The organism is Pseudomonas sp. Z5-35 (genome assembly GCF_051131945.1).
Classification (GTDB): Bacteria; Pseudomonadota; Gammaproteobacteria; order Pseudomonadales; family Pseudomonadaceae; genus Aquipseudomonas; species Aquipseudomonas marvdashtae.
On record NZ_CP071640.1, the window covers coordinates 3,174,895 to 3,200,458 of the forward strand.

Annotated in this window: 24 protein-coding genes; 16 read left to right on the plus strand and 8 right to left on the minus strand. The window is 62.0% G+C overall.

The window, feature by feature from the left end; all coding sequences use genetic code 11:
* The first annotated feature begins 147 nt into the window (after positions 1–147).
* Genes J3P95_RS14450 through J3P95_RS14460 form a run of 3 tightly spaced genes read left to right on the plus strand, consistent with a single transcriptional unit; the run spans position 148 to position 2,407 of the window.
* Positions 148–1,230 (plus strand): bifunctional transcriptional activator/DNA repair enzyme AdaA, encoded by a 1,083-nt coding sequence (locus tag J3P95_RS14450; RefSeq protein WP_434557495.1) that lies wholly within the window; start codon positions 148–150, stop codon positions 1,228–1,230.
* A 23-nt stretch (positions 1,231–1,253) separates the two neighbouring features.
* Positions 1,254–1,871 (plus strand): DNA-3-methyladenine glycosylase family protein, encoded by a 618-nt coding sequence (locus J3P95_RS14455; protein ID WP_434557496.1) that lies wholly within the window; start codon positions 1,254–1,256, stop codon positions 1,869–1,871.
* Positions 1,872–1,918: 47 nt separating this feature from the next.
* On the plus strand, positions 1,919–2,407 hold the full coding sequence (locus J3P95_RS14460) for a GFA family protein (RefSeq protein ID WP_434557497.1): 489 nt from the start codon (positions 1,919–1,921) through the stop codon (positions 2,405–2,407).
* Here J3P95_RS14460 and J3P95_RS14465 read toward each other — a convergent pair.
* The gene (locus J3P95_RS14465) at positions 2,404–3,006 is read right to left on the minus strand and encodes a tRNA-(ms[2]io[6]A)-hydroxylase (protein WP_434557498.1); all 603 of its coding nucleotides are present in this window, start codon (positions 3,004–3,006) and stop codon (positions 2,404–2,406) included. The genes J3P95_RS14460 and J3P95_RS14465 overlap by 4 nt on opposite strands.
* A gap of 160 nt (positions 3,007–3,166) precedes the next feature.
* Between J3P95_RS14465 and J3P95_RS14470 the strand changes: the two genes are divergently transcribed.
* Entirely contained in the window at positions 3,167–4,030 is an 864-nt protein-coding gene (locus J3P95_RS14470; protein WP_434580823.1) for a universal stress protein, read from the plus strand.
* Positions 4,031–4,227: 197 nt separating this feature from the next.
* Here J3P95_RS14470 and J3P95_RS14475 read toward each other — a convergent pair whose 3' ends face one another.
* A complete protein-coding gene (locus J3P95_RS14475; RefSeq protein WP_434557500.1) occupies positions 4,228–4,698 on the minus strand; it encodes a DUF1289 domain-containing protein in 471 nt (156 codons plus the stop codon).
* A gap of 408 nt (positions 4,699–5,106) precedes the next feature.
* On the opposite strand from J3P95_RS14475, the gene acnB reads away from it, so the two are divergent.
* Positions 5,107–7,707: a bifunctional aconitate hydratase 2/2-methylisocitrate dehydratase gene (acnB, locus tag J3P95_RS14480; RefSeq protein WP_434563839.1), complete on the plus strand. Its 2,601-nt coding sequence runs from the start codon at positions 5,107–5,109 to the stop codon at positions 7,705–7,707.
* 78 nt (positions 7,708–7,785) lie between these two features.
* Here acnB and J3P95_RS14485 read toward each other — a convergent pair whose 3' ends face one another.
* Positions 7,786–9,066 (minus strand): serine/threonine transporter, encoded by a 1,281-nt coding sequence (locus tag J3P95_RS14485; protein WP_434580821.1) that lies wholly within the window; start codon positions 9,064–9,066, stop codon positions 7,786–7,788.
* Between the two features lie 298 nt (positions 9,067–9,364).
* Between J3P95_RS14485 and J3P95_RS14490 the strand changes: the two genes are divergently transcribed.
* The 4 genes from J3P95_RS14490 to J3P95_RS14505 all read left to right on the plus strand — a co-directional run bounded on the left by J3P95_RS14490 (position 9,365) and on the right by J3P95_RS14505 (position 13,581).
* The gene (locus J3P95_RS14490) at positions 9,365–10,318 is read left to right on the plus strand and encodes a 2-hydroxyacid dehydrogenase (protein ID WP_434580819.1); all 954 of its coding nucleotides are present in this window, start codon (positions 9,365–9,367) and stop codon (positions 10,316–10,318) included.
* 184 nt (positions 10,319–10,502) lie between these two features.
* Positions 10,503–11,570 (plus strand): phosphotransferase family protein, encoded by a 1,068-nt coding sequence (locus J3P95_RS14495; RefSeq protein WP_434580817.1) that lies wholly within the window; start codon positions 10,503–10,505, stop codon positions 11,568–11,570.
* 24 nt (positions 11,571–11,594) lie between these two features.
* Positions 11,595–12,362 carry an SDR family oxidoreductase gene (locus J3P95_RS14500; protein ID WP_434557504.1) on the plus strand — a complete coding sequence of 256 codons (768 nt, stop codon included), beginning with the start codon at positions 11,595–11,597 and terminating at the stop codon, positions 12,360–12,362.
* Positions 12,363–12,465: 103 nt separating this feature from the next.
* Positions 12,466–13,581, plus strand: coding sequence for a Gfo/Idh/MocA family protein (locus J3P95_RS14505; RefSeq protein WP_434557505.1), 1,116 nt, complete (start codon positions 12,466–12,468; stop codon positions 13,579–13,581).
* A gap of 148 nt (positions 13,582–13,729) precedes the next feature.
* On the opposite strand, the gene J3P95_RS14510 is transcribed toward J3P95_RS14505, so the two are convergent.
* The 3 genes from J3P95_RS14510 to J3P95_RS14520 all read right to left on the minus strand — a co-directional run bounded on the left by J3P95_RS14510 (position 13,730) and on the right by J3P95_RS14520 (position 16,547).
* Complete coding sequence (locus J3P95_RS14510) at positions 13,730–15,160, minus strand: FAD/NAD(P)-binding protein (protein ID WP_434580814.1); 1,431 nt, start codon at positions 15,158–15,160, stop codon at positions 13,730–13,732.
* A 326-nt stretch (positions 15,161–15,486) separates the two neighbouring features.
* The gene (locus tag J3P95_RS14515) at positions 15,487–15,852 is read right to left on the minus strand and encodes a hypothetical protein (RefSeq protein ID WP_434557506.1); all 366 of its coding nucleotides are present in this window, start codon (positions 15,850–15,852) and stop codon (positions 15,487–15,489) included.
* A gap of 131 nt (positions 15,853–15,983) precedes the next feature.
* The gene (locus J3P95_RS14520; protein WP_434580812.1) at positions 15,984–16,547 is read right to left on the minus strand and encodes a helix-turn-helix domain-containing protein; all 564 of its coding nucleotides are present in this window, start codon (positions 16,545–16,547) and stop codon (positions 15,984–15,986) included.
* Between the two features lie 100 nt (positions 16,548–16,647).
* On the opposite strand from J3P95_RS14520, the gene J3P95_RS14525 reads away from it, so the two are divergent.
* The 7 genes from J3P95_RS14525 (at position 16,648) to J3P95_RS14555 (ending at position 23,795) form a co-directional block, all read left to right on the plus strand.
* Positions 16,648–17,571: a DMT family transporter gene (locus J3P95_RS14525; protein ID WP_434580810.1), complete on the plus strand. Its 924-nt coding sequence runs from the start codon at positions 16,648–16,650 to the stop codon at positions 17,569–17,571.
* 166 nt (positions 17,572–17,737) lie between these two features.
* A complete protein-coding gene (locus J3P95_RS14530; protein WP_434580808.1) occupies positions 17,738–20,659 on the plus strand; it encodes a monovalent cation/H+ antiporter subunit A in 2,922 nt (973 codons plus the stop codon).
* The gene (locus tag J3P95_RS14535) at positions 20,659–21,003 is read left to right on the plus strand and encodes a Na+/H+ antiporter subunit C (RefSeq protein ID WP_038579788.1); all 345 of its coding nucleotides are present in this window, start codon (positions 20,659–20,661) and stop codon (positions 21,001–21,003) included. Before J3P95_RS14530 ends, J3P95_RS14535 begins: the two co-directional genes overlap by 1 nt.
* Positions 21,000–22,685 carry a monovalent cation/H+ antiporter subunit D gene (locus J3P95_RS14540; RefSeq protein WP_434580806.1) on the plus strand — a complete coding sequence of 562 codons (1,686 nt, stop codon included), beginning with the start codon at positions 21,000–21,002 and terminating at the stop codon, positions 22,683–22,685. Before J3P95_RS14535 ends, J3P95_RS14540 begins: the two co-directional genes overlap by 4 nt.
* A complete protein-coding gene (locus J3P95_RS14545) occupies positions 22,682–23,170 on the plus strand; it encodes a Na+/H+ antiporter subunit E (protein ID WP_186640076.1) in 489 nt (162 codons plus the stop codon). Before J3P95_RS14540 ends, J3P95_RS14545 begins: the two co-directional genes overlap by 4 nt.
* On the plus strand, positions 23,167–23,445 hold the full coding sequence (locus J3P95_RS14550; RefSeq protein ID WP_186615355.1) for a K+/H+ antiporter subunit F: 279 nt from the start codon (positions 23,167–23,169) through the stop codon (positions 23,443–23,445). The genes J3P95_RS14545 and J3P95_RS14550 overlap by 4 nt, the downstream gene beginning before the upstream one ends.
* Positions 23,442–23,795, plus strand: coding sequence for a Na+/H+ antiporter subunit G (locus J3P95_RS14555; protein ID WP_434557512.1), 354 nt, complete (start codon positions 23,442–23,444; stop codon positions 23,793–23,795). The genes J3P95_RS14550 and J3P95_RS14555 overlap by 4 nt, the downstream gene beginning before the upstream one ends.
* Before the next feature lie 173 nt (positions 23,796–23,968).
* Here J3P95_RS14555 and J3P95_RS14560 read toward each other — a convergent pair whose 3' ends face one another.
* Both J3P95_RS14560 and J3P95_RS14565 read right to left on the minus strand, forming a co-directional pair.
* Positions 23,969–24,406: a DUF3995 domain-containing protein gene (locus J3P95_RS14560; protein WP_434557513.1), complete on the minus strand. Its 438-nt coding sequence runs from the start codon at positions 24,404–24,406 to the stop codon at positions 23,969–23,971.
* Between the two features lie 137 nt (positions 24,407–24,543).
* Positions 24,544–25,554: an ABC transporter substrate-binding protein gene (locus J3P95_RS14565; RefSeq protein ID WP_434580804.1), complete on the minus strand. Its 1,011-nt coding sequence runs from the start codon at positions 25,552–25,554 to the stop codon at positions 24,544–24,546.
* Positions 25,555–25,564 lie beyond the last annotated feature (10 nt).

Sequence of the window (25,564 nt, forward strand, 5' to 3'; positions counted from 1 at the left end):
GTCTCCGAAAGACAAAAACAGCGCTTGAACCTTTAAGACTCGAAGGTTCCATTTTTGTTCGCTACCGCCCGACCAACGTGACGTAATAAAAATTCACTGTCGATTTTCCGGTGGAGGCTGCGCCGTCACAATCCTATGCTTGAGCCCATGAACGCACATAGCCCCCTGCTCCCGCCGCACGCCGAAATGGTCCGCGCCATGCTCGAACGAGACACCGCCTACGAAGGGGTGTTTTTCACGGCGGTCAAGACCACCGGTATTTTCTGCCGCCCCAGTTGCACGGCCCGCAAGCCGAAACCGGAGAACGTGGAATTCTTCGCCCATGCCGACGAAGCCATGTCCGCCGGTTACCGCGCCTGCCTGCGCTGCAAGCCGTTGGACGCCGCCGCGATCGCCCCCGACTGGGTCCAGGCGCTGCTCCAGGCCGTGGATGCCCAGCCCGACCTGCGCTGGACCGATGCCCTGCTACAGGAACGAGGCATCGAACCGCTGAAACTGCGCCGCTGGTTCAAGCAGCATTTCGGCATGACCTTCCACGCCTACCTGCGCACCCGGCGCTTGGGCATCGCCCTGGGCGGTATCAAGGAGGGTGCCTCGATTGACAACGCGGCGTTCGATTCCGGCTACGAATCGCTGAGCGGCTTTCGTGACGCTTTCGTCAAGTCCTTCCACATCACGCCGGGCCGCGCCGGCCTCAGCGAGCCCTTGCTGTTCACCCGCCTGACCACGCCGCTGGGGCCCATGCTGGCCATGGCCGAGCGTCGTGGCCTGGTGTTGTTGGAGTTCCTCGACCGCCCGGCCTTGACCAAGGAGCTGGAAGAATTGCGGCATCGCTACGGCTATACGGTCGCGCCGGGGCACAACGCACATCTGCACCAGATCGACCGCGAACTGGCCGACTATTTCGCCGGGAAGCTCACCTGCTTCACCGTCCCGCTGCACATGCCCGGCAGCGCTTTCGCGGCGCGGGTTTGGGCCGAGTTGCAGAAAATCCCCTACGGCGAAACCCGCAGCTACGGTGCCATCGCCGCCGCCCTCGGCAGCCCTGGGGCCAGCCGCGCCGTGGGTTTAGCCAATGGGCAGAACCGACTGGCGATCATCATCCCCTGCCACCGGGTGATCGGTGCGGATGGCTCGTTGACCGGCTACGGTGGAGGTCAGCCGCGCAAGGCGTTTTTGTTGCGGCTGGAGAAAGCCGCGGTGCAGGTTTCGCTGCCGCTGGCGTTTTGATCGATGCCCCGGACAGAGATCTGATGACTGTGCCCTATCACCAAGCGACGGCATTCCTGGCAAGCCTCGACGAAGACTGGCGACGCCATGTCGAGGCGACCGGCCCCTGCCTGCTGCAATCCAAGCCGGCGCGCGACCCGTATGAGGCGCTGGTGCGGGCGATTGCCTATCAGCAGCTGCACGCCAAAGCCGGGGACGCGATCCTTGGTCGGCTTTTGGCGCTATTTCCCCAAGGGAGATTTCCCCGCCCCGAACAAATACTGGCAACCGACGTGACGCAGATGCGCAGCTGCGGCTTTTCCGCCAATAAGATCGCGACCATCCAAGGCATCGCCCAGGCGACGCTGGACGGGATCGTGCCGGATTACGCCACTGCCCTGGCCATGGACGATGAAGCGCTGATCGAACGCCTGGTCACCTTGCGCGGTGTCGGCCGCTGGACCGTGGAGATGCTGCTGATCTACAGCCTGGAGCGGCCCGATATCCTGCCGGCGGATGACTTTGGAGTTCGCGACGGTTACCGGCGGCTCAAGGGTTTGGACGCTCAACCGAATCGCAGGCAGATGATCGACATTAGCCAGGCCTGGAGCCCGTATCGAACGGTCGCGGCGTGGTACTTGTGGCGGGTGCCAACCCGCTGACCGTCTAAGCTGTCCCGGGACATTTGCAATTCGTACCGGAGGCTACCATGCAGCTCGAAGGATCCTGCCACTGCGGCGCCGTAACGTTCAGCCTGGACTGCGTTCACCCCTACCCCTACCAGCGCTGCTACTGCTCGATTTGCCGCAAGACCCAGGGCGGCGGCGGTTATGCGATCAACCTGGGAGGCGACGCGAAAAGCCTGAAGGTGCAAGGTCGCAAGCACATAACGATCTACCATGCGCGCCTCAAGGACGAAGGCGCCAAACGGTCCCACCGCAGCAGCGCCGAGCGGCATTTCTGCTCGCTGTGCGGCTCGGGATTGTGGCTATTCAGCCCGCAATGGCCGGAGTTGATCCATCCTTTTGCCTCGGCCATCGATACACCGCTGCCTGTGCCGCCGGAACACACCCATCTGATGCTCGGTTCCAAGGCGCCGTGGGTAGAAGTCGAGGCGCGCCCGGGCGACCAGCAATTGGAGGTGTATCCAGAGGAATCGATCGCCCAATGGCATGAGCGCCTGGGTTTGACCCGTTAGGCTGGCACGCCGCTGTGGAACCGAAACTCCACGTCCGCCGACTCGATCAACTCGCGCTCGGCGGCACGGACTCGGTCGATGACCTGGGCAATGTCCTTGGCGTCACCGTATTGGTAGGCCAGTTTCAAGTAACCCTGGAAGTGCCTGGCTTCGCTTTTCAGCAGTCCGAAATAGAACTTGCCGAGTTCCTCATCCAGATGCGGCACCAAGGCCTCGAAACGCTCGCAACTGCGGGCTTCGATGAAGGCGCCGACCACCAGCGTGTCCACCAGTTTCACCGGCTCGTGGCTGCGCACCACCTTGCGCAAACCCGAGGCATAGCGTCCGGCGGAGAGCTGGCGCAGCGCGACCTTGCGCTTTTTCATCAGGCGCATGACTTGCTCGTGATGCACCAGTTCTTCCCGGGCCAGGCGCGACATCATGTTGATCAGGTCGACATGGGAATGGTACTTGGCAATCAGGCTCAGGGCGGTGCTGGCGGCCTTGAACTCGCAGTTCTTGTGGTCGATCAGCAACGTTTCCTGGTCGGCCAGCGCGGCCTGGACCCAGGCATCGGGGGTGCGGCAGCCGAGGAATTCGTGGATTTCAGGAAGGATCATGGGGCTCACGGCAAGAAGGTAGTCGAGCGAAGGGCGCCGATTATACCGGCCTGCCCCCAGACCACCAGCCACCGCTGTTGATATGCATCAAGTCGACGGGCCGTCCATAGCAACTATAGTTGAGCGACGCAGTGCCTTTTCATTGCTGGAGACGCCGATCATGCAAGCCATTCGCAGCATCCTGGTGGTCATCGAACCTGAACATTCGGAAAGCCTGGCACTTAAGCGCGCCAAACTGATCGCCGGTGTGACCCAGGCGCACCTGCACCTGCTGGTGTGCGACAAACGGCACGATCACGCCGGCATGCTCGGCGTGTTGAAGGCGGCCTTGGTGGCGGACGGCTACAGCGTGACCACCGAGCAGGCCTGGAACGAGAGTCTCTACGAAACCATCATCGATGTGCAGCAGGCCGAAGGCTGTGGCTTGGTCATCAAGCAGCATTTCCCTGACAGCCCCTTGAAAAAAGCCCTGCTGACCCCGGCCGACTGGAAACTGCTGCGCCATTGCCCAACCCCGGTGCTGCTGGTCAAGACTACGGGCTCCTGGAAGGACAGGGTCATCCTGGCCGCCGTCGACGTGGGCAATGCCGATGGCGAGCATCGCCACCTGCACTCGACGATCATCGACCATGGCTATGACGTCGCCCTCCTCGCCAAGGCGCACCTGCATGTCATCAGCGCCCACCCGTCGCCGATGCTCTCGTCTGCCGACCCGACCTTCCAGCTCAAGCAAACCATCGCGGCCCGCTACCGTGAGCAATGCCGGGCGTTCCAGGCCGAATTCGATATCGATGACCAACACCTGCATATCATGGAAGGCCCGGCGGACGTGCTGATCCCCTTCATGGCCCACAAGCTCCAGGCGGCGGTCACGGTGATCGGCACCGTGGCCCGCTCGGGTTTGTCAGGGGTGCTGATCGGCAACACCGCCGAAGCCGTGCTCGATACCCTGGAAAGCGATGTGCTGGTGCTCAAGCCGCAGGAAGTCGAGGATCACCTGGTGGAGCTGGCGGTCAAGGAATGAGGCGAGGACGATAAGGCTGTTGTGGCGAGGGAGCTTGCTCCCGCTCGGCTGCGCAGCAGACGCCTGGATTTTCCAGGTTTAGCAATTATCAGGATCAAGAGCGAGGGTCGCTTCGCAACCCAGCGGGAGCAAGCTCCCTCGCCACAAGAGCTACCTGGTCCAAAAACTAAAAGTAACTTGCCACATATGAAGGCCTGTCAGCCGCCGATCGCATCCTTCAGGAACCCCGGCGCGATATAGCGCTGGTAATGGGCTTCGGACAGCAGGAAAAATTCCCGATCAATGGCATCGCGCAGGTCCGGCAGCTCCCAATCGCGAAATTCCGGCATCAGCACCATGCCGTACGCCTCCAGGTTGTTGATCACCCGCGCGCCCCGGGCGATCAACTGATAGGCCCAGCAATATTCCGACTGGTGGGGCACGAAGCGGATCTTGCGCGATTCCAGTTGCTGGCGCAGCAGGCCCGGGTCGAACACCTCCAGCTTGGCCACCATCACCTGCACCAACAGCTGCTCCAGCCGCATCCACACCGCGCGCTTTTGCTCCTCGTTGTAGCCGTTCCAGTGAATCACTTCGTGGTGGAACCGCTTGCAACCACGGCAGACCAAGTCACCGTAGACAGTGGAACAGAGGCCGACGCAGGGGGTCTTGATGAGCTGGTTGGGCATAGGTAACGCACACGCAAAAAAACAGGACAGGCCGGCATGTTAGCCCTTTGTCTAAGATTGATCACCCCTTCAAACTTCATGGCCAACTTACCTTTACTATTTTTTTCACGTAGAATCAGCCAGCCTTTTAAGGCGCCAATGTCCGTTAGAAGCTGTTTTCAAAGCGTCACGAGCACAGTCATTCCTTCAGAGCGGTGTTGGCGAAGGGTCTTTCCAGCGGGGAAAGCCCAACGCCAACCCTCATCAGCTCCCGTTCTGCAGGCGTAAAACTTTGAAAGCAGCTTCTGTGAGGAACTCCGGCAACTCTGGCGTGGAGGCCCAAAAGGCCCCCTGACGCGCATGAGTGCCGTGAGTTTCTGGATGAGCGTCCCGGACACCCATTTGGGACCACTGATGAGGGTAATAACTGTGCTTGAAGCCTACCGCAAACATATCGAAGAGCGCGCAGCACTGGGTATTGTTCCCCAGCCGCTTAACGCCGAACAAACCGCAGGCCTGGTCGAGCTGCTGAAGAATCCCCCGGCTGGCGAAGAAGCTTTCCTCGTTGACCTGATCACCAATCGCGTTCCGCCTGGCGTTGACGAAGCCGCCTACGTCAAGGCCGGTTTCCTCTCCGCACTGGCCAAGGGCGAAGCCCAGTCCCCTCTGATTGACAAGAAGCGCGCGGTCGAACTGCTCGGCACCATGCAGGGCGGCTACAACATCGTCACCCTGGTCGAGCTGCTGGACAACGCCGAGCTGGCGCCGGTCGCTGCCAAGGAGCTCAAGCACACCCTGCTGATGTTCGATGCGTTCCACGACGTCGCGGAAAAAGCCAAGAACGGCAACGTTCACGCCAAGGCCGTGCTGCAATCCTGGGCCGATGGCGAGTGGTTCAAGAATCGCCCGGTGCTGGCCGACAAGATCAGCCTGCGCGTGTTCAAGGTGACTGGCGAAACCAACACCGACGACCTGTCCCCTGCCCCGGATGCCTGGTCCCGCCCGGACATCCCGCTGCACGCCCTGGCCATGCTGAAAATGGCCCGTGACGGCATCGTCCCGGACGAGCAAGGCAAGACCGGCCCGATGAAGCAGATCGAAGAGATGCGTGGCCAAGGCTTCCCGATTGCCTACGTCGGTGACGTGGTCGGTACCGGTTCGTCGCGTAAATCGGCGACCAACTCGGTGCTCTGGTTCTTCGGCGATGACGTTCCGTACGTCCCGAACAAGCGTGCCGGCGGTTTCTGCTTCGGCAGCAAGATCGCGCCGATTTTCTACAACACCATGGAAGACGCCGGCGCCCTGCCGATCGAATTCGATGTGTCCAACATGCACATGGGCGACGTGATCGACCTGTACCCGCATGCTGGCAAAGTCTGCAAGCACGGTACCGATGAAGTCCTGACCACCTTCGAAATGAAGACCCCGGTCCTGTTGGACGAAGTCCGCGCTGGCGGCCGTATCCCGCTGATCATTGGCCGTGGCCTGACCGAAAAAGCACGCACCGAGCTGGGCCTGCCACCGTCGGACCTGTTCAAGAAGCCTGAAGCACCGGCCGAAAGCACCAAGGGCTTCACCCTGGCGCAGAAGATGGTCGGCAAGGCTTGCGGCGTGACCGGTGTTCGCCCGGGCACCTACTGCGAACCGAAGATGACCACCGTCGGTTCCCAGGACACCACTGGCCCGATGACCCGTGACGAACTCAAGGACCTGGCGTGCCTGGGCTTCTCGACCGATCTGGTGATGCAGTCCTTCTGCCACACCGCGGCTTATCCGAAGCCGATCGACGTGACCACCCACCACACCCTGCCTGACTTCATCATGACCCGCGGCGGCGTGTCCCTGCGTCCTGGCGACGGCATCATCCACAGCTGGCTGAACCGCATGCTGCTGCCGGACACCGTCGGCACCGGTGGCGACTCCCACACCCGTTTCCCGATTGGCATTTCGTTCCCGGCCGGTTCCGGCCTGGTGGCCTTCGCCGCCGCCACCGGCGTCATGCCGCTGGACATGCCCGAGTCGATCCTGGTTCGTTTCAAGGGCAAGCTGCAACCGGGCGTAACCCTGCGTGACCTGGTCCATGCCATCCCTTACTACGCCATCCAGAAAGGCCTGCTGACCGTCGAGAAGAAAGGCAAGAAAAACGCCTTCTCCGGCCGCATCCTGGAAATCGAAGGCCTGGAGACCCTGACCGTCGAACAAGCCTTCGAGCTGTCCGACGCCTCGGCAGAGCGTTCGGCCGCCGGTTGCACCATCAAGCTGTCCAAGGAATCGATTGCCGAGTACCTGCAGTCGAACATCACCCTGCTGCGCTGGATGATCGGCGAAGGCTACGGCGATCCTCGCACCCTGGAACGTCGTGCCCAGGCGATGGAAGCCTGGCTGGCCAACCCCGAGCTGCTGGAAGCCGACAAGGACGCCGAATACGCCGAGATCATCGAGATCGACCTGGCCGACGTCAAGGAGCCTGTGCTCTGCGCGCCGAACGATCCGGACGACGCCCGTCTGCTGTCCAGCGTTGCTGGCGAGAAGATCGACGAGGTGTTCATCGGTTCGTGCATGACCAACATCGGTCACTTCCGCGCGGCCGGTAAACTGCTGGAGCAGGTCAAGGGTCAGCTGCCAACCCGTCTGTGGCTGTCGCCGCCGACCAAGATGGACGCTCACCAGCTCACCGAAGAAGGCTACTACGGCATCTACGGCAAGGCCGGCGCACGCATGGAAATGCCAGGCTGCTCGCTGTGCATGGGTAACCAGGCGCGCGTTGAACCGAACTCCACCGTGGTATCGACGTCGACCCGTAACTTCCCGAACCGTCTGGGCGACGGCGCGAATGTCTACCTGGCTTCGGCCGAGCTGGCATCGGTGGCGTCCATCCTGGGTCGCCTGCCGACCGTCGAGGAGTACATGGAATACGCCGGCAAGATCGACAGCATGGCAGCGGACGTGTACCGCTACCTGAGCTTCGACCAGATCGCCGAGTTCCGTGAAGCGGCTGCCAATGCCAACATCCCGGTCGTTCAAGCCTAACGCTTAGACGCCCGACAAAAAACGCCGCCCTTCTCGCGAGGGGCGGCGTTTTTTTATGCCTGTCCACAGAGCGACTGGTCAGGCCGTCAGCGAATAGACCAGCGCAGTAATCGCCACCAACCCCACCAGCATCACAAAGACATTCGACGCCTGGCCGCGATAGCGGGCCATGGCCGGGACTTTGCGGATGGCGTACATCGGCATCAGGAACAGGATCGCCGCAATGACCGGACCGCCCAGAGTCTCGATCATGCCGAGGATGCTCGGGTTGAGCGTGGCGACGATCCAGCACACCAGCAGCATGAAGGCCGCAGTCAGGCGATCGAGGGTCTTGGCGGCTGGACGGCGTCCGCTCTTGACGATCAGGCCCTTGAGGCCTTCGCTGGCGCCGATGTAATGGCCGAGGAATGACTTGGAGATCGCCACGAACGCAATCAATGGCGCTGCGAACGCAATGGTCGGATTGCTAAAATGGTTGGCCAGGTACGACAGGATCGACAGGTTCTGCGCCTTGGCCTCGGCCAACTGCGCCGGGGACAGGGTCAACACGCAACTGAACACGAAGAACAGCACCATCACCACCATCAACAGATGGGCACGGGACAGGATCTGCGCGCTGCGCTCTTCAGCGCGGGGACCGTAGCGACGCTTCTGATCCACCGCAAACGCCGAGATGATGGGCGAGTGGTTGAATGAGAACACCATCACCGGAATCGCCAGCCACAGGGTATGCAGCAGCGCCGAAGGCTGCGGCAACGTGGAGGCCGTGGTCAGGATGCCGCCGTTCCAATGCGGAACCAGGAACACCGCCAGGAACAGCAGCGCCACGATGAAGGGATAGACCATCAGGCTCATGGCCTTGACGATCGCCTGCTCGCCGCAGCGCACCACCGCCAGCAGGCCCAGGATCAGCATCAGCGATAGCACGGCGCGAGGTGGCGGCTGCACGTGCAGTTGATGCTCCAGGAAGCTGCCCACCGTATTGGTCAGCGCCACGCTGTAGATCAGCAGGATCGGAAAAATCGCAAAAAAATAGAGCAAGGTGATCAGCGCACCGGCCTTGATGCCGAAATGCTCCTCCACCACCTCGGTGATGTCCGCGCCTTCACGGCCGGACAACACGAAGCGGGTCAGGCCACGGTGCGCGTAAAAGGTCATGGGAAACGCCAGCAAGGCGAGGATCACTAGCGGCCAGAAACCGCCGAGGCCGGCATTGATCGGCAAGAACAGCGTGCCGGCACCAATGGCGGTCCCAAACAGGCCCAGCATCCAAGTCGTATCGTGGCGACTCCATTGGCTGAGGGTGGCAGGGGCTGTCGTTTCAACGCGCTCTTGGACGCTATTGGCCTGATCATTCATCCGGTCGGATCTCCGCATTCCGGTCACATGCACCCGGCCGGGACGAGTCGGAAAAACCCGACAGGCAGCGCCCTGGCCGAAACAGGGGCGCGATTGTCCTGGATTCGTGAGCAGAAGCAAAGGCTTAGCTGAAGAGTGGTTATGCGGAGCAGAGGGTCCGAGTTCGAAACGCGAGTCGATAATCCATGACCGCGAGTGGATCCGAAATGAACATCTAAAAAGCCCCGCCTCCCGCCCTTCGCCCCCCTACAATCAAGCTCATTACCGATGATCAACAAACTGCCCACAGGAGCACAGCATGACCGCAACCGTTCTGGTACTGGTGGAAACTGTCAACGAATACCTGCCGATCCTGGAACGCCAGGGCTATCACCTGGAATTGGCGCCAACCCCTGCCGAACGCAGGACGGCGATATACGAACACGGCGATCGCTTCAGCGCGGTGTTGACCCGCGGTCCCTTGGGCTTGACCGCCGAGGAAATGGCCGCCCTGCCCAACCTGAAAATCATCTGCGTGATCGGCGCAGGTTATGAACAAGTGGACCTGCAAGCGGCACGCGACCGTGGCATCGTCGTCACCAACGGCGCCGGGGTCAACGCTTCCTCGGTGGCCGACCATGCCATGGCCCTGCTGCTGGCGCTGGTGCGTGACATTCCTCGCGCCGATGCCAGCGTGCGCCGGGGTGAATGGGCGAAAGTCATGCGTCCTTCCCTGGCCGGCAAACGCCTGGGTGTGCTCGGCCTGGGCGCCGTGGGCATGGCCATTGCCAAGCGGGCGGCCCTCGGTTTCGACATGAGCGTCAGCTACCACAACCGACGGGTGCGCAATGATGTCTCCTATACCTTCTGCGCCACGCCCATGGAACTGGCTCGCGCCTCCGAGTTCCTGATCATTGCCACGCCAGGTGGCCTGGACACCCGCCAGCTGATCAACAAACAAGTCCTCGATGCCTTGGGCCCCAACGGCTTTTTGGTCAACATCGCCCGGGCCAGCGTCGTCGCGACTGGTGATCTGCTCAGCGCCCTTGAACAACGGCGAATTGCCGGAGCGGCCCTGGATGTGTTCGATCACGAACCCGACGTACCCGATGCGTTGAAAAAACTGCCAAACGTGGTGCTAACGCCCCACGTCGCAGGCCTGTCGCCGGAAGCGACCCGCGGGACGGTGGAGCTGGTGGGCCAGAACCTGACCGCGTTCTTTTCCGGTAAACCAGTGCTGACCCCAGTGCCATTGCCCGAGGGGCGGTTTTGAGCCGAGCACTGGCTCAACTCCACCTTCATCCTTGGGACAGACCGGCAAGCCCGCAGGCCATCAGGCCCGCTGATTACTCTGCAACACGCTAACCTATAAGACCCGGGCGTGCTTGTGGCGCCTGCGCCACCCCATTAGATTAGCCAATGATCGATGGCCTCCAAAATAAGCAGAAGGGATAAGCATGGCAGTTACTGATCAGTCCACCCGGGTGCGCGACGGTGAAGAACTCGATGCCAGCCTGATCGACCCGTACCTCAAGGCCCATATTCCCGGCCTGACCGGAACACCGGTGATCAGCCAGTTTCCTGGCGGCGCGTCGAACCTGACCTACCTGCTGGAATATCCCGAACAGGAATTCGTGCTGCGCCGTCCGCCGTTCGGCCACAAAGCGAAATCCGCCCATGACATGGGCCGCGAGTTTCGTATCCTCAATCAGTTGCGCGACGGTTTCCCGTATTGCCCGAAAGGCTACGTGCATTGCACCGATGAGTCGGTGATGGGCGCCGAGTTCTACGTGATGGAACGGGTCAAAGGCATCATCCTGCGCGCCGAGTTGCCGCCGGAACTGGGCTTCGACGCAGCCCGTACCGAAGCGCTGTGCAAAAGTTTCATCGACCGTCTCGTCGAACTTCACCGGGTCGATTACCAGGCGTGCGGCCTGGCCGACCTGGGCAAGCCTGAAGGCTACGTGGCCCGGCAGATTCGTGGCTGGAGCGACCGCTACGAAAAAGCACTGACCCCCGACGCGCCGAAATGGGAAGTGGTGAAGGCCTGGCTCAACGCCAAGATGCCCGCCGATCACCCAACCTCAAGCATCGTCCACAACGACTATCGCTTCGACAACGTGATCCTTGATCCCGAAAACCCGATGCAGATCATCGGCGTGCTGGACTGGGAACTGACCACCCTCGGCGACCCGCTGATGGATCTGGGTAACAGCCTCGCCTACTGGATCGAGGCCGGCGATCCGGCGCCGGTGCAATTGCTGCGCCGCCAGCCCAGCCATGCGCCGGGCATGCTGACCCGTCGGGAATTCGTTGATTATTACGCCGAGCGCGCCGGCATCCGCGTCGATAACTTCGACTTCTATTACACCTATGGGCTGTTCCGCCTGGCGGGTATTGTCCAGCAGATCTACTACCGCTTCTTTCATGGCCAGACCCAGGACAAACGCTTCGCGCAGTTCGTTCAGATGAACCAGCTGCTGGAACAGATGAGCCTGCAAGTCATCCACAAATCCACGTTCTGAGCGCACCTATAACAAGGAAACAGCATGTCCAAGACTCAGTTGTTCGACCTCGACGGCAAGATCGCCTTCGTTTCCGGCGCCAGCCGCGGCATTGGCGAGGCCATCGCCAAGTTGCTCGCCCAGCAAGGCGCTCATGTGATCGTTTCGAGCCGCAAGCTCGACGGTTGCCAGCACGTGGCAGACGCAATCATCGCCGCCGGCGGCAAGGCCACCGCCATTGCCTGCCACATTGGTGAAATGGAACAGATCAGCCGAGTGTTCGCCGGGATTCGCGAGCAGTTCGGGCGTCTGGACATCCTGGTTAACAACGCAGCCACCAACCCGCAATTCTGCAACGTGCTGGACACCGACCTGGGCGCGTTCCAGAAAACCGTCGATGTGAACATCCGCGGCTACTTCTTCATGTCGGTAGAAGCCGGCAAGCTGATGCGTGAGAACGGCGGCGGCAGCATCATCAACGTCGCGTCGATCAATGGTATTTCGCCGGGTATTTTCCAAGGCATCTACTCGGTGACCAAGGCCGCGGTGATCAACATGACCAAGGTCTTCGCCAAGGAATGCGCGCAGTTCGGCATCCGCTGCAACGCCCTGCTGCCGGGGCTGACCGACACCAAGTTCGCCTCGGCGCTGGTCAAGAACGACGCCATCCTGAAAACCGCCCTGGCGCAGATCCCCCTCAAGCGTGTGGCCGATCCAAGCGAAATGGCCGGCGCAGTGTTGTACTTGGCCAGTGATGCGTCGAGCTACACCACAGGTGTGGCGCTGAATGTGGACGGGGGTTTCCTGTCCTGAGATTTATTTTCGAGAAATGAATATTTATTCCAATGATTGCAATTAGGGAATAATTATTCCATAAAGAGCCCTTCTGAAAATAAAAATTCAAAGGGCTCTTCTCATGCGTGAACTCGGCATCGGTCTGATTGGCACCGGATTCATGGGCCGTGCCCATGCCTTGGCGTTCCACAATGCCAAAGCGGTGTTCGACCTTCCCCTGGACCTGAAACTGGCCGCCTTGGCTGACGCCGATCCGCAGCGCGCGCGCCAATGCGCCCAAAGCTGGGGCTTCGAGACGTCCCACGGCGACTGGCAGCAACTGATCGACAATCCCAACGTGCACCTGATCGCCATCACCACGCCCAACCATCTGCATTATCCGATGGCCATGGCCGCGCTGGCCGCGGGCAAACCTGTCTACTGTGAAAAACCGCTGGCAGTTTCCCTGGAACAGGCCGACCGCATGCGACAGGCCGCCAAGGCCGCCGGCGTGGTGACGCGGGTCGGCTACAACTATCAGCACAACCCGATCATCCAGTTGGCGCGGGAGATGATCCAGCGCGGGGACCTGGGGCGGATCGTCAGTTTCCAAGGCGAATTCAGCGAAGACTTCATGGCCGATCCGGCCTCGCCGTGGTCATGGCGTTGCGAAGCGACCCACGCCGGCGGCGCGCTGGCGGACCTGGGTAGCCACTTGCTGGCGATGGCCCGGCACTTGTTGGGCGATGTCGAGGCCGTGTGCGCCGACAGCCAGACCGTGCACCATCAACGCCCTGCCAACGCCGGCAATGCCGAACAACGTGCCATCGCCGTGGATGACCAGGTCCACGCACTGCTGCGTTTCGCCAATGGCGCCCGGGGCACAGTGAGCAGCAGTTGGCTCAAGCACGGCTACAAGAACCACCTGGGTTTTGAGATCAGCGGCACCCTGGGCACCCTGGCATTTGATCAGGAACGGCTGAACGAACTGCGCGTCTGTCACGCTGGCCAGCCGGGCTTCCAGCGATTGCTGGCCGGGCCGGACCTGCCCGGCTATGCCGCATTCAGCCCGGCCGCCGGGCACCAGTTGGGGTACAACGAACTGAAGACGCTGGAAGTGCAGGAACTGATCATGACCCTCGCTGGCGAAGGCGGCAACGGCACGGATTTCGAGGAAGCCTGGGAAGTAGAGCGGCTGGCGGCGGCGATTCGCGTGGCAGCGCGGGAGGAGCGTTGGGTGACAGTGCATGCGCAATAAAGACCGCTCTTGTGGCGAGGGAGCTTGCTCCCGCTGGGTTGCGCAGCAATCCCAAAGAAGCCGAATGCATTCAAGCTGATACACCCGGGTTGAATGGTTTTGGGTCTACTTCGTAGCCCAGCGGGAGCAAGCTCCCTCGCCACAATGTTCAACGTTGGGTTTGCAACTCAACCAACCGCCCCGCCAACGCCTTGGCCTGGCTCGCCACATCAGTCACGGCAGTACTTTCCCACCACATTCCCCGCAGTGGCGGGCCCATGGCGAACAGGCGGTCGGCTGGCTCGCCTTTGGCATCCAGCACCGCGCCGTCGGCACGCGCGGCGATGCCCAAGGCCAGCGGTCCCGGCTGGATCAGCCCTCGGGCCAGCAACTGTTGCGGTAACGGTCGTGCAACGCGTCGCCAGTCATATTCGATGCCGCTGGAATTGATCAACGCGGCGCCCCGCACCTCCGCCAATCCGGTCTCGCCCCGTCGGCGGATACTGATACTCAGCGTGCCCGGTTCGGACGCGGCCACGCCCTTGAACGACGCCGCCTGGATCCGCAGCCGCCCTTCCCCATGCAGACGCGCCACCAGCTCCGCGCTCAACGGAGGCGAACGATGGTGATGACTCTCCCACCACGGCCGCACATGCCGCACGAACTGCCGGCGCTGCACATCGCTGGCCTGGTTCCACAAGCGCCCGATGTGCGCGCGCACGGTGTCCAGCGGCGCTTGCCAATCGATCCCTTGGGCTTGGGCCTGGCGGCATTGCTCGCGCAGGGCGCGCATCAACTGGCGGGGCGAACGCAGGTCGTGATCTTCGGCAAGGAAATCCACCCAGGCCGGCGGCTGGCGGCGCACATGGGGCAGCAGGCCGTGGCGGGAAAACACTTCGATTGGCCCGCGGTGCCCGGCCTGTTCCAGGGAAACGACGGCATCGACCATGGTCAGCCCCGAGCCGATGATCAGCACCGTGGACTGCGGGTCGAGCTGACGCATCGCAGCCACATCCCAAGGATCCAGAGCCGCGGCATTCAAGCCGCTGGATTCGGTTTGCGGGGTGCGCGCCGCCGGGAACATGCCGGTGGCCAACACCGCGAAACGGCTACGCAGGACTTGGCCGTCGTTCAGCGTGACCACCACGGCGTCGCCAGCAAGCTGCAGGTCCGCGGCCTCCCCGCGCACGTGCTCGGCGGTCGAACCGTTTTGTGCGCCCACCTCGCGAGCCTCGGCCAGGCGTTGCTGCACATAGAGACCAAACATCCCTCGGGGTGGGAACAACTCGCTGATGGGCACGTGCTGTTTGTCTGACTCGGGCCAACCGCCGGCTTCGATGAACGCCGTGAGCCACTGGGTCAAATCATCGGCGTTGTCCGGATCGACACTCATGCGCGCCGCGTTGCCGTTCAAGGTGTGGCCCAGTTCCACGGCGCTGTAGGCCTCGCCCCGGCCTAGTTCGCTGCGCGGCTCGACGATCAGCACCTCGCGCCGGCCCGGCAGGCGCAGCAACTGCACGGCCAGCATGGCGCCGCTCAAGCCTCCGCCGATGATGAGGACGTCGGTGGAACGGGGACTCGAGGTGGGAGCTTCAGTCATCGAAAACTTCCGTCATGGAAACAGGGCAACGCAGGTCGATCGTTGATCGTTGTCCCGACGAATCCGGAAGGGAGCGCCAATGCAACAGAACGACCAATCGCTACCTTACTGCCATTGCCTGATGATTCGAAAGCCTTCTTTAGTCCCAAAAAGAGCGATAGCTGTTTTTGGCTTTGCCCTGCCACCTAAGCCGCCACATCGCCATTGCAAAGTATCTGGCCGATTGCTGGCGTGTATGAACAACTGACCATGGCCGACTCTACGCAAGGCCGGATAACGTACTTCCACACGACGAGACCCGGCCCAGTCGCCAGCTCACTTTCAAACTAGGTAACCTTGTACGTCTGCATTTCGGAATAGAGTGTCGTTCCATGCTTTTGACTTATGCTGGTGATCAACCTCACCTCCGTACCGGAAGGCACTGGCCGGCCAACCGTCCCCGTTTCCCAAAACGCATATCCAACTTTCAACATCTCATCAGTGATGTCCGTTGACCCAACCATCATTCCTCCGACATAAGACATCGCGCATATGATTTTCCCCTCAAGTTTTGTTTTTGAAGGGAGGGAAGCAACAACCGAACAGTCATCAAGAAATTGGGAGGTCAGCGTCCCATTGGATGCTTGTTTGATTATTGGTTTTGGAAACAACTCCGACTCTGGAATAAATCTTATTGCGCCTTTAGCGTTCATTTCAGGGACCTCTGTGTAATGGAGTTTTCTTGCCGTCGACCGACCACTTCATCAGCCACAACACGACAATAGAACTCCCACCCACACGCGTCTACTGTCAGAGTTTACAGGTGTGTAACCGAGTGACGGACTCAGATCACCACGTTGCGCACAAACCGCGCCGCCACCAAACCATCGTTGCGATAGGCATGGGGCTGGTTGCTGGCGAACATGAAAAACTCACCGGTGCCAATCCGGCGCTCTTCGCTGCCCAACAGCAGCGTCAGGCAGCCTTCGAATACATAAAGTTGTTCGCTCCAACCGTCGGCGTCGGGCTCTGAAGGGTAATGCTCGCCCGGCTCCAGCCGCCATTCCCAGAGTTCCACCTCACGGCTGGCGGTGGCCTTGGCGAGCAACACAGCCTTGCTGCCAGGGATCACGCCGGCCCAGGCCAGCTCGTTGATACGGCTCGGATCGCGGGCGTCGGGGGCCTGGATCAGATCGCTGAAGGCCACGTCCAAGGCTTCTGCGACGCGGTCGAGGGTGGTCAGGCTGACATTCTTCTCACCGGCTTCGATGGCGACCAGCATCCGCCGGCTGACCCCAGACAATTGCGCCAAAGCCGTCTGGCTGAGCTGCGCGGCGTGCCGCAGGCGACGGACGTTCTGGCTGACGTGTTGCAGGACGGAGGCCCGCTGGCCGCTTTCTTTGTGCACTATATTGCTCATCTGCCGGGGTTGCGCATTATACTGCCCAACTTATTCGTTCGGGCGCATTGTGCGTCCGCCTCAAGTGGCGCGCAAGGTCATGGCATCTATGAACTCCCCGCAAGCTTCCTCCCGTTTCTCAAGGTTCAGCAAGGCCGAATGCGTCCTGGTGCTGATCACCATGATCTGGGGCGGGACTTTCCTGCTGGTGCAGCACGCCATGACGGTCAGCGGCCCGATGTTTTTCGTCGGCCTGCGCTTCGCTGCCGCGGCGGCGTTCGTTGCGCTGTTCTCCTGGCGGCATCTGCGGGACCTGACGCTGTTCGAACTCAAGGCTGGGTGTTTCATCGGCGTGGCGATCATGCTCGGTTATGGCTTGCAGACCGTCGGCCTGCAAACCATCCGTAGCAGCCAATCGGCGTTCATCACCGCGCTTTACGTGCCGTTCGTACCCTTGCTGCAATGGCTGGTTCTGGGCCGTCGACCGGGCTTGATGCCGAGCATCGGCATCATGCTGGCGTTCACCGGGTTGATGCTGGTGTCCGGTCCGGCCGGGGCGTCGTTGAACTTCAGTCCGGGCGAAATAGCCACGCTGATCAGCGCCATTGCCATTGCGGCAGAGATCATCCTGATCAGCGCGTATGCCGGCCAGGTCGATGTGCGCCGGGTGACCGTGGTGCAACTGGCAAGCACTGCCGTGCTGGCGTTCCTGATGGTGGTGCCGACCCAGGAAGTGATTCCTGACTTTTCCTGGCTGCTGTTGATCAGCGCCGTCGGCCTGGGCGCCGCCAGCGCAGCGATCCAGGTGGCGATGAACTGGGCACAGAAAAGCGTCTCGCCGACCCGCGCCACGCTGATCTATGCCGGCGAGCCGGTATGGGCCGGCATCGCCGGGCGCCTGGCGGGCGAGCGGTTGCCGGCGATTGCGTTGTTCGGCGCGGCGCTGATCGTGGCGGCGGTGATTGTCAGTGAGTTGAAGACTCGGAGCAAAGGCGTTGTCGAGGTGGATGAAGGGCTTGAGCGCGAGCAGTGAGACCAGTGCTCCAATACGCGTGCTGAGCCCAAACTGTGTCCACTGACCAAACGACGCAAAGTCGGAAAAATCCACCTACCTTGTAGGATTCTGCGACACCCTCGCGGTTGGTGATCCGCAATACGCCACGTATGATCCCTCACAACCTTCCGCCGAATAGAAGCCTATGTCACTGATAGTTCTATTGCTTTTGCCTTTCCTCGGCAGCTGTGTCGCGGCGCTGCTGCCGCATAACGCCCGTAACGCCGAATCGCTGCTGGCCGGCCTCGTGGCCCTGGCCGGCACCGTTCAGGTGGCCTTGCTGTACCCGCAGATCGCCGACGGTGGCGTGATCCGCGAGCACTATGAGTGGTTGCCCAGCCTGGGGCTGGATTTCGTGCTGCGCCTGGACGGCTTTGCCTGGCTGTTTTCCTTGCTGGTGCTGGGCATCGGCACGCTGGTGTCGCTGTACGCCCGCTACTACATGTCGCCGGACGATCCGGTGCCGCGTTTCTTCGCGTTTTTCCTGGCGTTCATGGGCGCCATGCTCGGGCTGGTGATCTCCGGCAACCTGATCCAGATAGTGTTTTTCTGGGAACTGACCAGCCTGTTCTCATTCCTGCTGATCGGCTATTGGCACCACCGCGCCGACGCTCGACGCGGCGCCTATATGGCGTTGATGGTCACCGGTGCCGGTGGGCTTTGCCTGTTGGCCGGGGTGATGCTGCTCGGCCATGTGGTGGGCAGCTATGAACTGGACAAGGTCCTGGCCGCCGGCGACCTGATCCGTGCACATGCCCTCTACCCGATCCTGTTGCCGCTGATCCTGATTGGCGCCTTGAGCAAAAGCGCCCAATTTCCTTTTCACTTCTGGCTTCCCCACGCCATGGCCGCGCCCACGCCGGTGTCGGCGTACCTGCACTCGGCGACCATGGTCAAGGCCGGGGTGTTCCTGCTGGCGCGGTTGTGGCCGTCGCTGTCGGGCAGCGAAGAATGGTTCTACATTGTCGGCGGCGCGGGGGCCTGTACGTTGCTGCTGGGCGCCTACTGCGCGATGTTCCAGAACGACCTCAAGGGCCTGCTCGCCTATTCCACCATCAGCCACCTCGGGCTGATTACCCTGCTGCTGGGCCTGAACAGTCCGCTGGCGGCCGTGGCGGCGGTGTTCCATATCCTCAACCACGCCACGTTCAAGGCGTCGCTGTTCATGGCCGCCGGGATCATCGACCACGAAAGCGGCACCCGGGACATTCGCAAGCTCAGCGGCCTGGTGCGGCTGATTCCGTTCACCGCGACCCTGGCCATGGTCGCCAGCGCGGCCATGGCCGGGGTGCCGCTGCTCAATGGCTTCCTGTCCAAGGAAATGTTCTTCGCCGAGACGGTGTTTATCTCCGCCACGGCCTGGGTCGAGCTGGCGCTGCCCATCATCGCCACCATCGCCGGGACGTTCAGCGTCGCCTACTCCCTGCGTTTTACTGTGGATGTATTCTTCGGCCCCACCGCCACCGACCTGCCCCACACGCCTCATGAGCCACCGCGCTGGATGCGCGCGCCGGTGGAGTTGCTGGTATTTACTTGCCTGTTGGTGGGGATCTTTCCGGCCCAGGTGGTCGGTTCGTTGCTTGCGGCCGCCGCGCTGCCGGTGGTGGGCGGCCCGCTGCCCGAGTACAGCCTGGCAATCTGGCACGGCCTGAACGCGCCGATGATCATGAGCCTGGTGGCGATGTCGGGGGGCATCGTCTTGTACTTGCTGCTGCGCAATCAGTTCAAGCGAGGCCACATCAAGCACCCGCCGCTGATCGGCCGTCTCAGCGGCAAGCGGCTGTTCGAACGCTGCCTGGTGCTGATGATGCGCCAAGGCCGACGCTTGGAGCGCAGGATCAGCACCCGGCGCCTGCAAGCCCAACTGTTTTTCCTGGTACTGGCGGCGGTGTTGGCCGGGCTGATTCCGATGCTGCACAGCACGCTGGTCTGGGGCGACCGGCCGAAGATCCCCGGCTCCGTCGTGTTTGTCACCCTGTGGCTGCTGGCCATCGCCTGTGCCTTGGGCGCGGCCTGGCAGGCCAAGTATCACCGTCTCGCGGCGCTGACGATGGTCAGTGTCTGTGGCCTGATGACGTGTGTGACCTTCGTCTGGTTCTCGGCTCCGGACTTGGCCTTGACGCAACTGGTGGTTGAAGTGGTCACCACCGTGCTGATCTTGCTGGGGCTGCGCTGGCTGCCCCGACGGATCGAAGACGCGCTACCTCGGCCCAACAGCGAACGGCGCGCACGTATCCGTCGCCTGCGAGACTTGCTGCTGTCCGTCACCGTCGGCGCCGGCATGGCGCTGCTGTCCTATGCGATGCTGACGCGCCAGACGCCCAATGACATTTCTTCGTTCTACCTCAGCCGGGCCCTGCCCGAGGGCGGTGGCACCAATGTTGTGAATGTGATGCTGGTGGATTTCCGCGGCTTCGATACCCTGGGGGAAATTACCGTGCTGGCGGCGGTGGCCCTCGCGGTGTTCGCCCTGTTGCGGCGGTTCCGGCCGCCCAGGGAGAGCATGCAATTGCCGGCGCAACAACGCCTGCTGGCCCCGGACGTGGTCACCGACCTGGTCAACCCGCGCCACGCCAGCGATACCGCTCTGGGCTTCATGATGGTGCCCTCGGTGCTGGTGCGCCTGTTGTTGCCCATCGCGCTGGTGGTGTCTTTCTATTTGTTCATGCGTGGACACAATCAACCGGGTGGCGGCTTTGTCGCTGGGCTGGTGATGTCGGTGGCGTTCATCCTCCAATACATGGTCGCCGGCACCCAGTGGGTCGAGGCGCAAATGAGCCTGCGGCCGCTGCGCTGGATGGGCACCGGGCTGCTGTTCGCCACCGTCACCGGCCTGGGTGCGATGGCGGTGGGCTATCCGTTCCTCACCACCCACACCTGGCATCTCACATTGCCGCTGCTGGGCGACATTCATCTGGCCAGCGCGCTGTTTTTCGACATTGGCGTGTACGCCGTGGTAGTCGGCTCGACGCTGTTGATCCTCACCGCCCTCGCCCACCAGTCGGTGCGCGCGCACAAACCGGGCCTGCATCCCAAACCCGTCGCACAACCGGTAGGAGCCGCCTGATGGAAGAAGTCATCGCAATTGCAATCGGCGTGCTGGCCGCCTCGGGGGTCTGGCTGGTGCTGCGACCGCGGACCTTCCAAGTGGTCATGGGCCTGTGCCTGCTGTCGTATGGCGTCAACCTGTTCATCTTCAGCATGGGCAGCCTGTTCATCGGCAAAGAGCCGATCATCAAGAACGGCGTGCCCCAGGACCTGTTGCATTACACCGACCCACTGCCCCAGGCCTTGGTGCTGACCGCCATCGTGATCAGCTTCGCCATGACCGCCTTGTTCCTCGTGGTATTGCTCGCGTCCCGGGGGCTGACCGGCACCGACCATGTGGACGGTCGGGAGCCCAAGGAATGATGCTGACGTCTCACCTGATCGCCGCGCCCATCCTGTTGCCGCTGCTGACTGCCGCGTTGATGCTGATGCTCGGCGAAAAGCACCGTCCGCTCAAGGCGCGGATCAACCTGTTTTCCAGCCTGCTGGGCCTGGGCATCGCCGTGCTGTTGTTGCGCTGGACCCAGGACCAGGCACTGCCCGCGTCCATTGGCGTGTACCTGCCGGGCAATTGGCAGGCACCGTTCGGCATTGTGCTGGTGGTCGATCGCCTGTCAGCCCTGATGCTGGTACTGACCGGCATCATCGGTGTGTGCGCCCTGCTGTTCGCCATGGCCCGATGGGACCGTGCCGGGGCGAGTTTCCATGCCTTGTTCCAGATCCAGCTCATGGGCCTCTACGGCGCGTTCCTGACGGCGGACCTGTTCAACCTGTTCGTGTTTTTCGAAGTCTTGCTGGCGGCCTCCTACGGTTTGATGCTGCATGGCTCGGGCCGCGCGCGGGTGTCGTCGGGGCTGCATTACATCTCCATCAATCTGTTGGCTTCGTCGCTGTTCCTGATTGGCGCGGCCCTGATCTACGGTGTCACCGGGACATTGAACATGGCCGACCTGGCCTTGAAAGTGCCCCTGGTGCCGGAAGCCGACCGCGGCCTGCTGCACGCTGGCGCGGGGATCCTCGCGGTGGCGTTCCTGGCCAAGGCCGGCATGTGGCCGCTGAACTTCTGGCTGGTGCCGGCCTACAGCGCGGCCAGCGCCCCGGTGGCGGCACTGTTTGCGATCATGACCAAGGTGGGCGTCTATACGATCCTGCGCTTGTGGACCTTGCTGTTTTCCGGGCAGGCCGGCGCGTCGGCGTATTTTGGGGCCGACTGGCTGATCTATGGCGGCATGGCGACGATCGTCTGCGCGGCCATCGCCATTCTCGCGGCCCAGCGCCTGGAGCGCATGGCCAGCCTGAGTATCCTGGTATCGGCGGGGATCCTGCTGTCGTCCATCGGCTTTGCCCAGCCCAACCTCGTGGGGGCGGCGCTGTTTTATCTGGTGAGTTCCACCCTGGCGCTCTGCGCGCTGTTCTTGCTGGCCGAGTTGATCGAACGATCACGCTCGGCCAATGAAACGCCATTGGACGATGACCTCGACAGCCTTCCGCGCCCACTGGAATCCCTGCAGCCGCCCAAGGGCATCAACCTAGACGACGAGCAGAAGGCCGTGGTCGGCCAAGTGATTCCCTGGACGATGGCCTTCCTCGGCTTGAGTTTCATCTTCTGTGCGTTGTTGATTATCGGCATGCCGCCGCTTTCAGGCTTCATCGCAAAGTTGGGTCTGCTCCATGCGTTGCTCAATCCACAGGGGCTCGGCGCGAGTGCCGACGTGCCCGTGTCGCCCGCGGCGTGGGGCTTGCTGGCGTTGCTGGTCCTGTCGGGGCTGGCTTCGCTGATTGCTTTTTCACGCCTGGGCATCCAACGATTCTGGACGCCGCAAGAGCGGCCCTCCCCACTGCTGCGACCGTTCGAATGTATGCCGATCATCTTGTTGCTGGGCCTGGGGATCGCCTTGACCTTCAAGGCCGAGCCGTTGCTGCGCTACACCCAGTCCGCCGCCGATGTGCTGAACCACCCGGAACATTACGTGATGTCGGTACTTGCCACTCGCGCCGTGCCCAACCCTGAAACCCGCGCTGGGTTGCGCGAGGTGCAACCATGAAGCGTCTGTTTCCCGCGCCGTGGCTGTCCCTCGCGCTGTGGCTGCTCTGGCTGGCGTTGAATCTATCCCTCAGCGCCGGTCATGTGCTGCTTGGCGCCGCGCTGGGCTTCCTGGCGCCGTTGATGATGCGCCCGCTGCGACCACGCCCGATCCGCATCCGGCGACCGTGGGTGATGCTGCGGCTGTTCTTGTTGGTGGGGCGCGACGTACTGGTGTCCAACGTGGCCGTCGCCTGGGGTGTCCTGAACGCCGGGCGCCGTCCACCTCGCTCGCGGTTCCTCAAGGTGCCGCTGGATCTGCACGATGCCAACGGCCTGGCGGTGCTGTCGATGATCACCACGGTGATTCCCGGGACGGTCTGGTCGGAGCTGGCGCTGGACCGCAGCATCCTGTTGATGCACGTGTTTGATCTGGAGGACGAAGCGGCATTCATTGCGCACTTCAAGGCCACCTACGAGCGTCCCTTGATGGAGATTTTCGAATGAGCCCGCTGCTATCCAATGCGATCCTGTTGAGCCTGTTCCTGTTCTCGCTGACCATGGTCCTGACTCTGGTGCGCCTGTTCAAGGGCCCCTCGGCACAGGACCGGGTCCTGGCCCTCGACTATCTGTACATCGTTGCGATGCTGATGATGCTGGTGCTGGGCATTCGATATGCCAGCGACACCTATTTCGAGGCAGCGCTACTGATCGCCCTGTTCGGCTTTGTCGGCTCGTTTGCCCTGGCCAAGTTCCTGTTGCGTGGCGAGGTGATCGAATGATGGGCCAATTGCCGATGTGGGTGGAAATCGCCGTGGCGATCCTGTTGGTGTCGAGCAGCCTGTTCGCCCTGGTCGGGGCAATCGGGCTGGTGCGCTTGAAAGATTACTTCCAGCGCATGCACCCGCCTGCCCTGGCTTCGACGCTGGGTGCCTGGTGCGTGGCGCTGGCCTCGATCATCTATTTTTCGGCCCTCAAGTCCGGGCCAGTGCTGCATGCCTGGTTGATCCCGATCCTGCTGTCCATCACGGTGCCGGTGACCACGTTGCTGCTGGCCCGGGCGGCCTTGTTCCGCAAGCGCATGGCGGGGGACGACGTGCCGGCGGAGGTAAGCAGTCGCCGGACCGACTGACAGACATTTCGAGCTGGTACAGCTTTTGTGGCGAGGGAGCTTGCTCCCGCTGGGCTGCGCAGCAGCCCCAAGGCCTGCCACCTTGGTGTGTCAGGCTGATTGTGTTCAATTTTTCTGGGAGGGCTGCGCCCTCCAGCGGGAGCAAGCTCCCTCGCCACAACGGCATTCGTGGTTCAAGCCCACGCCACCGTCAACAACCCCGCCCCTAACACGACACACAACGGCGAGTAGACCCAGGTGTCGAGCCGGGCGAACGTCGAGCCCTTGACCTCCTTGAAGAAGCCCATCAGGTTCGACTCGCCGATGGCGCGGGCGAACATCACCAAGGCAATCGCGCTGATCAGCCACTGCAGAGCCCGGTGGGTGACGGGCGGCGCGAGCAAGCCGACCCGCAGGCACACCAGCAGCGCAATCATCAGCAGCGCGATGGCCACCAACAACGTCAGCCATCCCGATGGGTTGAATGCCGGCCGCAGTGTGCCGCCCTGCTTCACCGGAACCTGCGGCACCACCGCCGAAGCCGCCCATCGGCCACCGAGGGCCCAATACATATGAATCAAGCTGATGGTCGCAAACACTGCGACCAGCGACCGAGCCACTAAAAGCGTCATTCGCCAGCCTCCTGAATAAGGTTGAACAATCATCCTAGCTGGAATTCGGCATTTCGCTGGACGGGCGCAGGTTGCCAGTTTCCAGCGAATGACGCCTTGCCCAGGATCAACTGTTCTACTGGCTGGCATCGAGCGCGCTACAGGGCGGCGGAAACCTTGTCGGCTACGTCCTTGGGCAACCATGCCTGCCAGACCTGAGGGTGAGCCTTGAGGAACGCTTCGGCCGCTTCACGTGAAGGGGTGCGTTTCTCGCTCATGTCGGCGAGGGCCTTGTTCAGTGGCTCGATGGGCAAGTCGACCTTGCTGAAGAACTCGGCGATGTCGGGATGTTGTTTCTGGAACGGCACGGACACGCCAATCGACAGTTTCGACGCCAAGGACCGGGTTGGCTTCGGATTGGGGTTGTCGGCGTCGGTCAGGGTTTTCCAGGCCTCAGCATCGAACGGCGGCTCTTGCAGTTGCACCAGCTTGAAACGTCCGAGCAACGGCGTCGGCGACCAGTAATAAAACAGGACGGGCTTGCCACGACGGATCGAGGAAGTGATTTCCGCATCGAGCGCTGCTCCGGAGCCGCTGCGAAAATTGACATAGCTGTCGGAAAGACCGTAAGCCTTGAGCTTCTGTTTATTGACCACTTCGGACGTCCAGCCGATGGGGCTGTTGAGGAAACGTCCCTTGTCGGGGCTCTCCGGGTCCTCGAACACATGCTTGTAGCGCGCCAAGTCCTCGACGCTGCGCAGGTCCGGCGCCAACGCCTTGATGCCCTTGGCCGGGTCACCCTTGATGACGTATTCCGGCACCCACCAACCTTCGGTCGCACCCTTGACGGTATCGCCCAGGGCGACCACCTTGCCCTCAGCCTCGGCCTTGACCCACACCGGGCTGCGTCCCGCCCACTCCTCGCCGATCACTTGGATGTCGTTATTGGCCAGGGCGGTTTCCAAGGTAATGGTAGTGCCGGGTAACGTATCGGTCGGCAGCCCATAGCCCTTTTCGACGATGACCCGAAGGATGTCGGTGATCAGGCTGCCGCTTTCCCAGTTCAGGTCGGCGAAATGGATCGGCGCCGATGCGGCTGATGACGGGAGTGGCGAAACCAATGCAGCGAGGGTGGCCCAGGCAGCCAGCCACTGTCGAACGCGTTTCATGCTTGATACC

Bases quoted from the DNA above. Each gene is read 5' to 3' on its own strand.
- J3P95_RS14535 (WP_038579788.1), top strand. From the start codon at position 20,659: ATGGAAGAAGTCATCGCAATTGCAATCGGCGTGCTGGCCGCCTCGGGG.
- J3P95_RS14525 (WP_434580810.1), top strand. From the start codon at position 16,648: ATGAACTCCCCGCAAGCTTCCTCCCGTTTCTCAAGGTTCAGCAAGGCC.
- J3P95_RS14485 (WP_434580821.1), bottom strand. From the start codon at position 9,066: ATGAATGATCAGGCCAATAGCGTCCAAGAGCGCGTTGAAACGACAGCC.
- J3P95_RS14505 (WP_434557505.1), top strand. From the start codon at position 12,466: ATGCGTGAACTCGGCATCGGTCTGATTGGCACCGGATTCATGGGCCGT.
- J3P95_RS14510 (WP_434580814.1), bottom strand. From the start codon at position 15,160: ATGACTGAAGCTCCCACCTCGAGTCCCCGTTCCACCGACGTCCTCATC.
- J3P95_RS14515 (WP_434557506.1), bottom strand. From the start codon at position 15,852: ATGAACGCTAAAGGCGCAATAAGATTTATTCCAGAGTCGGAGTTGTTT.
- J3P95_RS14545 (WP_186640076.1), top strand. From the start codon at position 22,682: ATGAAGCGTCTGTTTCCCGCGCCGTGGCTGTCCCTCGCGCTGTGGCTG.
- J3P95_RS14450 (WP_434557495.1), top strand. From the start codon at position 148: ATGAACGCACATAGCCCCCTGCTCCCGCCGCACGCCGAAATGGTCCGC.
- J3P95_RS14475 (WP_434557500.1), bottom strand. From the start codon at position 4,698: ATGCCCAACCAGCTCATCAAGACCCCCTGCGTCGGCCTCTGTTCCACT.
- J3P95_RS14550 (WP_186615355.1), top strand. From the start codon at position 23,167: ATGAGCCCGCTGCTATCCAATGCGATCCTGTTGAGCCTGTTCCTGTTC.
- J3P95_RS14530 (WP_434580808.1), top strand. From the start codon at position 17,738: ATGTCACTGATAGTTCTATTGCTTTTGCCTTTCCTCGGCAGCTGTGTC.
- J3P95_RS14565 (WP_434580804.1), bottom strand. From the start codon at position 25,554: ATGAAACGCGTTCGACAGTGGCTGGCTGCCTGGGCCACCCTCGCTGCA.
- J3P95_RS14500 (WP_434557504.1), top strand. From the start codon at position 11,595: ATGTCCAAGACTCAGTTGTTCGACCTCGACGGCAAGATCGCCTTCGTT.
- J3P95_RS14495 (WP_434580817.1), top strand. From the start codon at position 10,503: ATGGCAGTTACTGATCAGTCCACCCGGGTGCGCGACGGTGAAGAACTC.
- J3P95_RS14555 (WP_434557512.1), top strand. From the start codon at position 23,442: ATGATGGGCCAATTGCCGATGTGGGTGGAAATCGCCGTGGCGATCCTG.
- J3P95_RS14455 (WP_434557496.1), top strand. From the start codon at position 1,254: ATGACTGTGCCCTATCACCAAGCGACGGCATTCCTGGCAAGCCTCGAC.
- J3P95_RS14470 (WP_434580823.1), top strand. From the start codon at position 3,167: ATGCAAGCCATTCGCAGCATCCTGGTGGTCATCGAACCTGAACATTCG.
- J3P95_RS14490 (WP_434580819.1), top strand. From the start codon at position 9,365: ATGACCGCAACCGTTCTGGTACTGGTGGAAACTGTCAACGAATACCTG.
- J3P95_RS14465 (WP_434557498.1), bottom strand. From the start codon at position 3,006: ATGATCCTTCCTGAAATCCACGAATTCCTCGGCTGCCGCACCCCCGAT.
- J3P95_RS14540 (WP_434580806.1), top strand. From the start codon at position 21,000: ATGATGCTGACGTCTCACCTGATCGCCGCGCCCATCCTGTTGCCGCTG.
- J3P95_RS14460 (WP_434557497.1), top strand. From the start codon at position 1,919: ATGCAGCTCGAAGGATCCTGCCACTGCGGCGCCGTAACGTTCAGCCTG.
- J3P95_RS14560 (WP_434557513.1), bottom strand. From the start codon at position 24,406: ATGACGCTTTTAGTGGCTCGGTCGCTGGTCGCAGTGTTTGCGACCATC.